The organism is Acinetobacter sp. YH01007 (assembly GCF_013420425.1).
GTDB lineage: Bacteria > Pseudomonadota > Gammaproteobacteria > Pseudomonadales > Moraxellaceae > Acinetobacter > Acinetobacter towneri.
This window is the reverse complement of record NZ_VOYC01000021.1, coordinates 1-12,072: the sequence shown is the minus strand read 5'-3', so window position 1 is coordinate 12,072 and position 12,072 is coordinate 1. Positions and strand designations below refer to the sequence as shown.

At 40.3% G+C, this 12,072-nt stretch carries 10 protein-coding genes and 1 pseudogene; 10 read left to right on the top strand and 1 reads right to left on the bottom strand.

The genetic code is table 11. From position 1 onward, the window contains the following. Window positions 1-6 precede the first annotated feature (6 nt). From FTT74_RS11355 to FTT74_RS11320, 8 genes are all read left to right on the top strand, one after another. Entirely contained in the window at window positions 7-918 is a 912-nt protein-coding gene (locus FTT74_RS11355) for a ParB/RepB/Spo0J family partition protein (protein ID WP_070153141.1), read from the top strand. 105 nt (window positions 919-1,023) lie between these two features. Beyond that, window positions 1,024-1,302: a hypothetical protein gene (locus FTT74_RS11350; protein WP_070153138.1), complete on the top strand. Its 279-nt coding sequence runs from the start codon at window positions 1,024-1,026 to the stop codon at window positions 1,300-1,302. Between the two features lie 227 nt (window positions 1,303-1,529). Continuing rightward, entirely contained in the window at window positions 1,530-3,077 is a 1,548-nt protein-coding gene (locus FTT74_RS11345) for a class I SAM-dependent DNA methyltransferase (protein ID WP_154320136.1), read from the top strand. Further along, on the top strand, window positions 3,074-4,189 hold the full coding sequence (locus FTT74_RS11340; RefSeq protein ID WP_104915058.1) for a restriction endonuclease subunit S: 1,116 nt from the start codon (window positions 3,074-3,076) through the stop codon (window positions 4,187-4,189). The genes FTT74_RS11345 and FTT74_RS11340 overlap by 4 nt, the downstream gene beginning before the upstream one ends. 55 nt (window positions 4,190-4,244) lie before the next feature. Further along, entirely contained in the window at window positions 4,245-4,778 is a 534-nt protein-coding gene (locus tag FTT74_RS11335; RefSeq protein ID WP_167846516.1) for a DUF2939 domain-containing protein, read from the top strand. 28 nt (window positions 4,779-4,806) lie between these two features. Then, window positions 4,807-5,283 carry a hypothetical protein gene (locus FTT74_RS11330; protein ID WP_070153126.1) on the top strand — a complete coding sequence of 159 codons (477 nt, stop codon included), beginning with the start codon at window positions 4,807-4,809 and terminating at the stop codon, window positions 5,281-5,283. 84 nt (window positions 5,284-5,367) lie between these two features. Next, on the top strand, window positions 5,368-8,607 hold the full coding sequence (locus FTT74_RS11325) for a type I restriction endonuclease subunit R (protein ID WP_218944576.1): 3,240 nt from the start codon (window positions 5,368-5,370) through the stop codon (window positions 8,605-8,607). Window positions 8,608-9,101: 494 nt separating this feature from the next. Further along, entirely contained in the window at window positions 9,102-9,626 is a 525-nt protein-coding gene (locus FTT74_RS11320) for a hypothetical protein (RefSeq protein ID WP_154320138.1), read from the top strand. A 49-nt stretch (window positions 9,627-9,675) separates the two neighbouring features. On the opposite strand, the pseudogene FTT74_RS11315 reads toward FTT74_RS11320, so the two are convergent. Further along, a pseudogene (locus FTT74_RS11315) lies at window positions 9,676-9,984 on the bottom strand (transposase); the annotation flags it as partial. Between the two features lie 31 nt (window positions 9,985-10,015). Between FTT74_RS11315 and FTT74_RS11310 the strand changes: the two are divergent. Beyond that, the gene (locus FTT74_RS11310) at window positions 10,016-10,462 is read left to right on the top strand and encodes a Wadjet anti-phage system protein JetD domain-containing protein (RefSeq protein WP_228291712.1); all 447 of its coding nucleotides are present in this window, start codon (window positions 10,016-10,018) and stop codon (window positions 10,460-10,462) included. Window positions 10,463-10,485: 23 nt separating this feature from the next. Further along, a protein-coding gene (locus FTT74_RS11305; protein WP_154320140.1) for an IS3 family transposase occupies window positions 10,486-11,645 on the top strand; the annotation gives its coding sequence in 2 pieces (ribosomal slippage) (window positions 10,486-10,720 and window positions 10,720-11,645; 1,161 coding nt in all). The last annotated feature ends 427 nt before the right edge of the window (window positions 11,646-12,072 follow it).

The following is a 12,072-nucleotide window of genomic DNA, read 5'->3' as shown; positions in this document are numbered from 1 at the left end:
AGTATTATGGCAAGCACTAAAGAGCTTTTAGCTCAAAAATTGAAACAAAATACAGAAAAACATCAGCAAGCACAGAAAGACAATATTAAAGAGCTAAAAGAATTTAGACGTAATGTTCCTATTGAGGATATCAGTCGCAGTCCCAACCAACCGCGTAAAGTATTTGAAGATTCTCAATTAAAAGAACTGGCGGATTCTATTAATGAAATCGGCCTTTTGCAGCCCATTACAGTGCGTAAACTTGATAATCTGAAATATGAACTGATTGCAGGCGAGCGACGCTTACGGGCGCATCAATTACTCGGCAAGTCGGTGATTGAAGCCATTATCATTGATGCTAATGATGAAGAAGCATCTTTGTTAACCCTAGCTGAAAATTTAAAGCGTCAAGATCTGACAGATTATGAAATTTTTATTGGTTTGAACTCACTTGATGAAAAGTTGAAGAAGAACAAGCAACGTTTAGCTAATTCATTGGGTTTAAATCGCGAAGATATGTACAAATATCTATCGTATGAAAAGCTGCCTAAAGCAATGTTGAATGACCTGGATTTGGAGCCAGGTCTAGTCGGTCGTACTGCTGCAACAGCGTTCAAGAAATTTTTATCGGATCATATAGAGCAACTTTCGGAGGCGGAAACAGCTTTACTCGGTGCTTGGGAGAAATTAAAAGAAAAAAAACTGGAGCAAAGCAAAGTTACTTCTTATGCTGAAAAACTATTGAGTCAAGATCCAGAAAAAGTAACCACGACATCAGTGGTAAGAAAAATCGAATATGATGGTAAGGTTGCTGGAAATATCAAACTGAATCAAAAACAGCTCAATATCTCTCTTAAAATTTCAGAAATTGATGAAGCTAGTCTTTTACAACTAGAAGATTTTTTAAAACAGCTTATTCAGAAAAGTGAAAAAGTGTAGCAACTTGCTACACTTTTCAGTTTGCTCATAAAACTCTCACACTTACGTGAGAATTTTTTATAATTATCACATGCGAAAAATTATACCACCCAAACTGAAATTGATATGGTTACGCTAGAAGAGTTTATTCCTAAAAATTATCTTATACGTAAAATAGACAAAGCGATTGATCTCAATATCATTCATGAACGTGTCGCGCATCTATATTGTCCCGATAAGGAGACTGTTGAACGAATTTTGCCGTTGCAAAATAATTACAGGGTCTCTGTTATGCAAGTAACGCAGCAATGTTTACTGTCAGTTACAGCACAAAACTTGAAGAAAATCGCCTTGCACTTATCGAAGTTAATTTTTATTGTATTTTTTAGCCATCAATACGCTTAAAAATAAATCACTATGAATAAGCGATAGAAGTTTAGAAAATACCCCCACTTTAACGATCGCTAAAGTGGGGTTTGTGATTAGTCTGAAAAGTGTAGCAACTTGCTACACTTTTTTAATACTTAAATTGTACGACAAGAAATGACGTATCAATACTTACACACGAGCGTATTATTGGGTACTATTGGTTTAACTAAAACTAGATAACCTATTCATTGCAGGACAATTCCATGGCACGTACTCCAAAGCAAACCAAACAAGAACCCATTGAGGTCATTCTTTGGAAAGCTGCAGACAAACTTCGTAAGAACATTGATGCTGCTGAGTACAAGCATGTAGTCCTTGGTTTGATCTTCCTCAAGTACATCTCTGACTCATTTGAAGCTCACTACAACCTATTGGTTGAAGGTGAGGGAGAGTTTGCAGGAGCTGATCCTGAAGATCGTGATGAATACACTGCATACAACGTCTTCTTCGTTCCTGAGATCGCACGTTGGTCATACCTGTTAAACCAAGCAAAGCAAGTCACCATTGGTAAGATTGTAGACGATGCAATGGAAGCCATTGAGAATGAGAACCCTCAGCTCAAAGGTGTACTACCTAAAGTCTATGCACGTCAAAATCTCGATCCTACGAGCCTAGGTGAGCTGATAGACCTCATTGGTAACATTGCCCTAGGTGATGCAAAAGATCGCTCTGCCGACGTTTTAGGACACGTATTCGAGTACTTCCTAGGTGAGTTCGCTTTAGCTGAAGGTAAGCAAGGTGGGCAGTTCTACACGCCTAAATCCATCGTGAGCTTATTGGTTGAAATGCTAGAGCCATACAAAGGACGTGTATTCGATCCTTGCTGTGGTTCAGGTGGTATGTTCGTACAGTCTGAGAAATTCGTAGAATCGCATCAGGGTTTAGTGGACGACATCTCCATCTATGGTCAAGAAAGTAACCAGACAACTTGGCGTTTGGCCAAGATGAACTTAGCCATTCGTGGCATTAACTCAGAGCATGTGAAATGGAACTCTGAGGGTTCATTCCTGAATGATGCACACAAAGACCTGAAAGCGGATTACATCATTGCTAATCCACCATTCAACGTCTCTGATTGGAGCGGTGAGCAGTTAGTGGGTGATGCTCGTTGGTCTCTAGGTACACCACCTGCAGGCAATGCGAACTTCGCATGGATGCAACACTTCTTGTATCACATGAGTCCTAAAGGTCAGGCAGGCGTTGTGCTTGCTAAAGGTGCATTAACCTCTAAGACCAGTGGTGAAGGTGAGATTCGTAAAGCCTTGGTTTCAGAAGCCAATGTCATCGACTGTATTGTGAACCTACCTGCCAAGCTGTTCCTGAACACACAGATTCCTGCTGCTTTATGGTTTATGCGTCGTGACCGTGTTAACTCAAGCCAATACCAAGATCGTAGCAATGAGATTCTGTTCATTGATGCTCGTAACCTAGGTCATCTGATTAACCGCAGAACCAAAGTCTTGTCTGATGAAGATATTAAGCTCATCACAGACACTTACCACAATTGGCGTAACAAGGGTGGTGAGTATGAGGATGTTGCAGGCTTCTGTGCATCTGTACCACTTGAGAAAGTCGCTGAGCTTGATTATGTACTGACGCCAGGTCGTTATGTTGGTTTAGCTGATGATGAAGATGAGTTCGACTTCAAGGTACGCTTTACAAGCTTAAAGGCAGAGTTTGAAGCACAGCTTGCTGAGGAAGCCAAGCTAAACCAAGCCATTGCTGAGAACTTAGCAAAGGTGGTTGTATGAGTGAGTGGCAGGTTGGGCGATTAGATAGCTTCTTTACCCTAAAACGTGGTTATGACTTACCAAAGCAATCTCGTGTTTCTGGTAGTGTTCCCATCATTGCTTCTTCAGGTTTTGCTGATTTTCATAATGAAGCCAAAGTAAATGAATCAGGTGTTGTGACGGGCCGATATGGAACCATTGGTTCAGTTTTTTTCAGTGATGTACCATTTTGGCCATTAAACACATCTCTTTATGTAAACGACTTTAAGGGGAATGACAAAAAGTTCATCTACTACTTTTTGCAAACATTGGATTGGGAAAAATTTAGTGACAAAAGTGCGGTGCCTGGAGTTAACCGTAATGATGTTCATCAAGAAGAGATATGCTTTCCGTCTCTCCCTGAACAAAAAGCCATAGCCTCAATCCTTTCATCATTAGATGACAAGATCGACTTACTGCACTGTCAGAACAAGACTTTGGAAGCCATGGCTGAAACACTGTTTCGTCAATGGTTTATTGAGGAAGCGAAAGAGGATTGGGATGATTTACTAGTAAGTGATATAGCTACTCATATCAAAGACAATGTGAACCCATCAAAAGATCCTCTTAAGACATACTATCATTTTAGTTTGCCTGCTTTTGATTCAGGAGAAAAGCCTACTATTGAATTGGGTGCGGAAATTCTGAGTAATAAGTACAGAGTATGTGAGAACTCAATTTTAGTCTCAAAGCTGAATCCAAGAGTGCCTCGTATATGGTTATTAACTGATGTCAAAGATAATTATGTATGTTCAACAGAGTTTCAGAATTTGAAGCCTAAAGTAGGATCTCATTTAATGTTCTTGTATAGCTTATTCAATTCAAGAGATGTTATTGATGAATTAGCAATGAGTGCTTCGGGAACCAGTGGCAGTCATCAAAGGGTTAAGCCAGAAGATATGTTAAATATCTCTTTTAAGACTCCAAGTTTAGACTACCTTGAAGAGTATTCGCTGTTGATTACTCCTTCGATGCAAAAGGTTTCATCTAACAAGAAGCAAATCCAAACACTTGAACAACTACGAGATACCTTGCTTCCTAAGCTGATGAGCGGCGAAGTCAGAGTCCAATACCAAACAGAAGAAGTTGCATAACATTTGAGGTGAAGTCATTTGATGGCTTCACCTTTTTTACATTCAGGGGGCTGAATTGAATAAAAAAATTATAGGGGCAATCATTGCCTTAGTCGTAGTGATCTGTGGCTACTTGTATGCTTCGCCATACATTGCCATCAATAACATCAAGAATGCTGCACAAGTAGGTGATAGCGAAAAGGTGTCCAAGTACATCGACTATCCAAGTGTGCGTCAGAGCTTCAAAGATCAAATGAATGCCATGATGATGAAAGAGATGGCAACCCATAAAGATGATGGTTTCGCAGCACTAGGTGCCATGCTTGCATCTACCATGGTAGACAAGATGATTGATGGTTTTGTCACACCTGAAGGGATGACCATGATGATGCAAGGCAAAGACCTTAAAGATGCAGCACATTCATCACAGGGAGCATCAACAACAGAAACCAAAGAAGAAGATCAAGCAGAGTACAAAACTCGCTATACCTCATTCAGTGACTTTGAGGTTGTGATCCAACATCCAAATGATTCCAAAGCCGTCACTGTCAAAATGGTTCGTGATGGTTTGAGTTGGAAAGTGAATAAGATCGCTGTGCCGATGGATTAAGTAAAAGAGAACAAAGAGGAAAAACAGAATGATAAAGCGCATGATTCAAATGGGATTTGGCTTGATTGCTGTAGTTAGCTTTGCTGCAACCGTTCAAGCAGCACCGGCTAAATTCAATCATAGCGGCATACAAAAAGGTAAAGTCATAGAAACCTGTTATCACTCTCCTTGTTCAGTCGCCAAGTTTGTCTCTTACAAACAACTGAATAAGACAGCGACTGAATCCAAGATTCAAGTCACCTTGCTGGGCGGTAGTCGTGAGTGGGAAGCCAAGAAAATTGACTGGAATAGATCGCCACATAAAGTCACTGTGAATTGCTCATACCAACGACCAACAGTTCAGATTGGTTCACAAAAGACTCTGATTCCACTCAATGATGGTTTAGGTGTTCCTGGAGTACTGATGGTAGATGCTGAACTCTATCTATATGTTTGCCATAAGTTTGAGGGCGCTATTGAGAATGCTGTGCAGAAGTATGGCTATAACGTGCAGGACGATGAATAAGGTTTCTTAGCTTTACATCATATAAAAAATTAATGAGTCCAGGTTATATGGATAAGTTTAGGGGGAAATAATCAAGTGACTAAGATGACCGAATCAGACATTGAGCTGATGGCGATAGAGCAACTAGAGGGATTGGGCTATACCTATGTGTATGGACCTGAGATTGAATCGAAGGGCACTAACCCTCTACGAAGCTATAAGCAGGTCATCTTGGAAGACAAAGTGCTTGATGCATTACAACGCTTAAATCCTCATTTAAGCCAAGACAAATGTACTGAAGCACTAAAGCAAGTCACCAATATTCAATCCCCTGATCTACTCAGTAATAACCAAGCATTCCACCGACTGCTCACTGAGGGCATTAACATTGAGGTGAGCAAAGAGGGTAACACTCAAGGTGAGTATGCTTGGTTGATTGACTTTGAGAATCCAACCAATAACGAATTCCTTGTCGTCAATCAAGTAACCATCAAAGAAGATCGCTGGACAAGACGACCAGACATTATCTTGTATGTGAATGGCTTACCCTTGGTGGTCATTGAACTCAAGAATGCAACAGACGAGAATGCCACTGTAGAAGGCGCATACAAGCAAATACAGACCTATCAAAGCCAAATCCCTAGCTTGTTTACCTACAATGCTTTCAACGTCATCTCTGATGGTTTAGAGGCGAAAGCAGGTACTGTCTCAGCAGACTACAGTCGCTACATGGCGTGGAAGACAAACAATGGTCAAACCAAAGCCAAGAAGACACAAGCACAGCTAGAAGTCCTGATTCATGGTTTACTGAATCCAGTCACACTACTCGACATGATTCGACACTTCATTGTCTATGAATCAACGAAGCACGAGGATACCAATGGCTTAATCACCATTAAGACCATCAAGAAGATGGCTGCATATCATCAGTACTATGCAGTGAATGCAGCAGTCCTCTCGACTATTCGTGCGTCTGCAGTGAACTCGGACTCGAAATCAGCAGAAGTTGCCATGCAACATCAAGGTAGAAGTAAGCTCGAATTGGTACAGCAACAAGCAGTCGGTGACAAGAAAGCCGGTGTGGTATGGCATACCCAAGGCTCAGGTAAGTCTTTGTCTATGGTTTTCTACACAGGCAAGATTGTCTTGGCTTTGGATAATCCAACAGTCGTTGTGATCACAGATCGTAATGATCTAGATGATCAGCTCTTTGGTACATTCGCTGCATCAAGCCAACTCCTTAGACAAACACCACGACAAGCAGACAGCCGAGAAGAACTCAAAGAGTTACTCAAGGTGGGTTCAGGTGGCGTGATCTTCACCACCATCCAAAAGTTCCAACCGGATGATGGCACTAGCGTCTACGAGCAACTGTCAGACCGAACCAACATTGTCGTGATTGCAGATGAAGCACATCGTTCTCAGTATGGCTTTAATGCCAAGGAAGTCGATGTCAAAGATGAAGATGGCAAGGTTGTCGGTAAACGTACTGTCTATGGTTTTGCCAAGTACATGCGTGATGCACTTCCTAATGCTACTTACCTTGGTTTCACAGGAACACCAATTGAGAAGACGGATGTAAACACACCTGCAGTCTTCGGGAACTATGTAGATATCTATGACATCTCGCAAGCAGTGGAGGATGGTGCAACTGTTCGTATCTTCTATGAAAGCCGCCTAGCTAAGATTGCCATCAGTGAGGAAGGCAAAGAGCTGATTGAAGACTTTGATGACCAGTTTACTGAAGATGACTTAAACCAAACTCAAAAAGAACGTGCGAAGTGGGCAAGAGTCGAAGGTTTGATCGGCAGTAAAGAACGTATCAAAGCCATTGCAAAGGACATCGTAGAACACTTTGAGCAGCGTCTTAAAGCCAATGCAAACCAAGGCAAAGGCATGATCGTCAGCATGTCTCGCAGGATCGCTGTAGACCTTTACAACGAGATTGTAAAGATCAAACCAGAGTGGCACAGTGATGATCTGAATGATGGTGTAATCAAAGTTGTGATGACTGCCTCAGCTTCAGATGGTGAGGTGATTGCTAAACATCACACTACCAAGCAACAGCGCCAACGCTTAGCAGATCGTATGAAAGACAATGATGATAAGCTCAAACTCGTTATTGTTCGTGATATGTGGCTGACTGGTTTCGATGCCCCAAGTATGCACACCCTTTACATCGACAAACCAATGAAAGGTCACAACCTCATGCAAGCGATTGCACGAGTCAACCGTGTCTACAAAGACAAGGCTGGTGGCTTGGTTGTGGACTATCTTGGTATCGCATCTGACTTGAAAGAAGCCTTATCGTTTTACTCAGAAGCAGGTGGTAAAGGTGATCCTGCATTGGTGCAGGATGAAGCTGCAACGATCCTGCAAGAAAAGCTAGAAGTGCTTGATGGCATTTTGCATGGCTTCAACTACCAAGAGTACTTCACTGCAGATACTTCTCGTAAGCTCAACATCATTTTAGAAGCGGAAGAGCATATCCTTGGTGTAGATCAAGGAGAAGGGAAGACTCGCTTCCTGACAGCAGTCACAGCGATGTCACAGGCATTCGCATTAGCTGTACCTCATCCACATGCTATGGAAGCTGCACCAGTGGTGGCATTCTTCCAAGCAGTCAAAGCACGTCTTGCTAAGTTTAGTGATGGTACAGGCAAGATTTCTGGCTTAAGTAATGCTGAGCTTGAAGCCAAGGTAAAGCAAACCATTGACCAAGCTCTAGTCACAGAGCAAGTGGTAGATATCTTCGATGCTGCAGGGATTCAGAAACCAGATATCTCGATTCTCTCTGATGAGTTTATGCAGGAGATGAAAGACTATAAGCATAAGAACATTGCGCTTGAAACACTTAAGAAGTTACTTGGTGATGAGATTAAGGTACGAGAGCAACGCAGTGTCACCCAAGGTAAGAAGCTCATGGATATGTTGAGTTCAGCAATTAAGGGTTATCAGAACAAGGTACTTACTGCAGCAGAAGTCATTGATGAACTGATCAAGTTAGCTAAGACAATTCAGGAGTCAGACAAACTGGCTGAAGAACTCAACCTGACTGAATACGAATATGCGTTCTACTCAGCAGTAGCAGACAATGACAGTGCTCGAGAATTGATGCAGAAAGACATATTGAGAGAACTTGCAGTCGTACTCACTGATTCTATTCGTAAGAATGTGACTTTGGATTGGACGATCAAGGAAGCTGCTAGAGCAAAGTTAAGAGTCATCGTGAAGAGATTGCTGAAGAAGTATGGCTATCCACCTGATATGGCTTTATTGGCTACAGAAACTGTATTGGAACAGGCTGAGCAGTTGGCTGAAGAGCTTTCCAGTTCAAAAGAATAGGGTACAGATAGTGTTCAAAAAGACCGCTATATTAACCATAACCAAGGGGGCATTTTTACACTGCTGCTAACAAGGACAACCCTTCACTTATACTAGCTCAAAACTGATCTGACAGTTCCCCGTTTTTTATTGTGCCTGTCAGGTTAAATTTGGGCTAAATTCTTATCAGCCCAAATTCGTTTTCCATTAAGTAAAGTTTCAAATGGGCTTCCTGTTTGACATCTTTTGGGAATAGTTTCGGATATTTTGTTGTTCTAACTTTTCATGATGCTGTTGAATTTAGTCCAGATCTCATAAAACATTGTATAACTGAAACGCTGGAAAACCTATTTAGCAAATTTGGGGTGTAGTTTCCACTTGAAATAATTCAATTAAAAATAAATGTATGTATTTTATTTATTTTTTGATATATTTCAGTTTAACCTAAAAACGACTAGTGATAGTTATAAAAAGTTGTGCTTAGAAGAATCTTTATTATTTTCAGAGGTTTACTTATGAAAAAGTTAGTAATCTTATTATCAATGTCGACGGTTTTTTTATCAGCTTGTGGTAATAAACATGACAAAATGGTTGGCTACTGGCAATTAGAAAATGTGCAAGGAAAGCGCATTATGCAAATTTTTAAAGAGGGTAAAGATAGTTATATTCTTAAAGAAAATGTGGTTGCTCGTAGTAATGTGGTGAATGGTAAAGAGGGAAGTTCTCTCGTATTGGAAAAAAAAGATGATACTTTAGCGGTTAATAATGGTTTAGCTGCTATGCCCTTACATTTATCTGATGATGGTCAAACATTACGTATTTCTAAAAATCAGTACAAAAAAGTAGATGAAAATTTTGTCAATAAAACAATAGAAAATATTAAAGTGTGTCATGAAATTGAAACAGAATATCGGACTAAAGTTAAAGAACTACCTATTTTTACTCGTGACCCTGCAATTCAAGAGCAACGTAAAACGTTGGCTGAGTCAACTACTAAAAAAATGCAAGCCATTGAAGATTGTAAATTTGGTATCTACTGATAATTACACTATTTAATGAGGGTGTAAATAATTCTGTGTAAATGTGGTTTTAAAAATACTTGGTTACACGTTCATCAAACATGATACTAAAACGATTCATGGCAGCTTTCCAATTCTGAATGGGCATCGTCCATTTTTTGCTTGCTGCCATAATCGCTAAATATACCACTTTTTTCACAGATTCATCGGTTGGGAAGATTTTTCTTTTCTTGGTGGCATGGCGAATGACACTGTTCAAGGATTCAATTGCATTGGTGGTATAAATCGCCTTGCGAATGTCCATTGGATAGGCAAAGAACGTGTTGAGATTCGACCAGTTGGCAAGCCATGATTTACTGATTTGAGGATATTTATCGTCTCACTTTTGACCAAATTCATCCAGGGATGACATACAATCGATACAGCGCATCATTATTATTGAAAATGGTGCCATGATGAATAGGGTATTTGATTGGTATATGCAGTTGCCTCTTGAGTGGCAGTCGAGCCTGTTTGTCTATCGTGGGCATGGGGCCAACATTAAAACAGTAGTTAAATTATTAGAACAAGTATCGGATAACTGCTTGTTGGCATTTTATGGTGATCTTGATCCGTATGGGATTAATATTGCCTCTCATTTTTATAAAATACGTCCTTTAGCCCTGATTGTGCCTAGTATCTGGCAGGAGATCACAGTCACTCATATCGACAACAATGTGAATAAATTCTTGAAGCAGATCGTTCAGACTAGGGATATTGCATTTGATCAAGCTGAACCTTTGATTTTAAGAGAGCTATTTCATCATGTTGATCCTAGCCAAAATAATGGACAGTACTTCCCTCTAAAGATAACGTAACGTTAACTTTGGAGATCCAAGAAATGGCCAAACGTTTTAATCCCAAATTTAAACAGCAAGCAATTGATTATGCACTTTCAAACTCACACGAGCCTACAGCTGCAATCGCCCAGAAATTAGGTGTGGGTTATTCAACTTTAGACAAATGGATTCGTGAAGCCAATCCAGTGGGTTCAAGCAAACGTCAACTTTCACCAGAACAACAGCGGATATTGGAATTAGAGAAAGAAGTCAAACAGCTTAGGGAAGTCAATGACATCTTAAAAAAAGCGCATGTGTACTTTCTGACAGATCATGCCAAGAAAAGTACACGGTAATTCAAGATCTGGATGTGAATGAAGTCACTGTATCTTCTGTCTGTAAATGCCTGGGTGTCAGCACTTCAGGCTATTATGCCTGGCGAAAGCGCCAGACCAATCTAGCGCAGAAATATAATGATTTAAAAGCCGTATATTGGCAGCATCATGCACGATTGGGTGCACCTTCATTGGTACATGACATGCATGATTTAGGTTACAGCATGAGCGAACGAACCGTTGGAAGAATGCTTAAAAAGCTTGGTTTACGTAGCAGGATTGCACGTAAATACAAGCATACGACTGATTCAAACCATCGTTTGCCTACAGCACCTAACTTGTTAGATCGTCAATTTACGGTCAATGAACCCAATAAGATCTGGACAACAGATATTACCTATATCCGTACTAAGCAAGGTTGGCTGTATTTATGTGTGATGCTGGATCTATTCAGCCGTCGTATTGTCGGTTGGCAAACCAGCTATCGAATAGACCGTCAATTGGTATGTGATGCGTTTCATTATGCAATGGCTCGTCAGGGGTATCCAATGGGTGTCATGGTACATTCGGACCAAGGCTCACAGTACTGTAGTCGTGATTTTAGGGCGCTATTATTGACGAATAACTGCGTTCAAAGTATGTCACGCAGGGGAAACTGCTGGGATAATGCAGTGACCGAAAGCTTCTTTCATACATTGAAAGTTCATGTGGTCCATGGCAGTGTATTTGCCACTCGAAAAGAAGCGAATGCTGTCTTGTTTGACTATATTGAGATTTATTACAATCGAATCAGAAGACATTCTGCAAACGGCTGTTTAAGCCCAGAAGCCTTTGAACAGAAATATTTCAAGAATTTAGAGGGATTTGTTGTCCACGATACTGTCTAGGATCAAAAACTAGATCACCTACCTGTATATCTTCGATTTTTTTCCAAATTCTCCGTGGTAAATTTAGATCCCTCTGTACACGCACTAGAGTACCCGCAATAAAACACCCAGTAAGTGCTGGTATTTCTTTCAATTTATCACCCATAAAAAATGTCCCCTATTATTTGTTAATGATAATGTATGACTGTTAATTTTTTATCGTTCAAATTCTATTCTATTTAACATAATGGGCGTTATACGAAATTTTCAAAAAAATACAATAAAAATGCGAGCTTAAGGCTCCCATTTTTGATTTTTGTGTGTTATTCACCAATTAAAATGTCTATGCGATAAACCATTTAAAATGTCCTGTTTTTAACTGCAAGAGTCAAGAACAGGATTTAAATTTCTTTGTTCATTGCTAGCTTTCTGAGCTTTACGACTCGGC

Excerpts from the sequence above, each read along its gene's own strand:
- FTT74_RS11355 (WP_070153141.1), top strand. The coding sequence starts at position 7 with ATGGCAAGCACTAAAGAGCTTTTAGCTCAAAAATTGAAACAAAATACA.
- FTT74_RS11350 (WP_070153138.1), top strand. The coding sequence starts at position 1,024 with ATGGTTACGCTAGAAGAGTTTATTCCTAAAAATTATCTTATACGTAAA.
- FTT74_RS11345 (WP_154320136.1), top strand. The coding sequence starts at position 1,530 with ATGGCACGTACTCCAAAGCAAACCAAACAAGAACCCATTGAGGTCATT.
- FTT74_RS11340 (WP_104915058.1), top strand. The coding sequence starts at position 3,074 with ATGAGTGAGTGGCAGGTTGGGCGATTAGATAGCTTCTTTACCCTAAAA.
- FTT74_RS11330 (WP_070153126.1), top strand. The coding sequence starts at position 4,807 with ATGATAAAGCGCATGATTCAAATGGGATTTGGCTTGATTGCTGTAGTT.
- FTT74_RS11325 (WP_218944576.1), top strand. The coding sequence starts at position 5,368 with ATGACCGAATCAGACATTGAGCTGATGGCGATAGAGCAACTAGAGGGA.
- FTT74_RS11320 (WP_154320138.1), top strand. The coding sequence starts at position 9,102 with ATGAAAAAGTTAGTAATCTTATTATCAATGTCGACGGTTTTTTTATCA.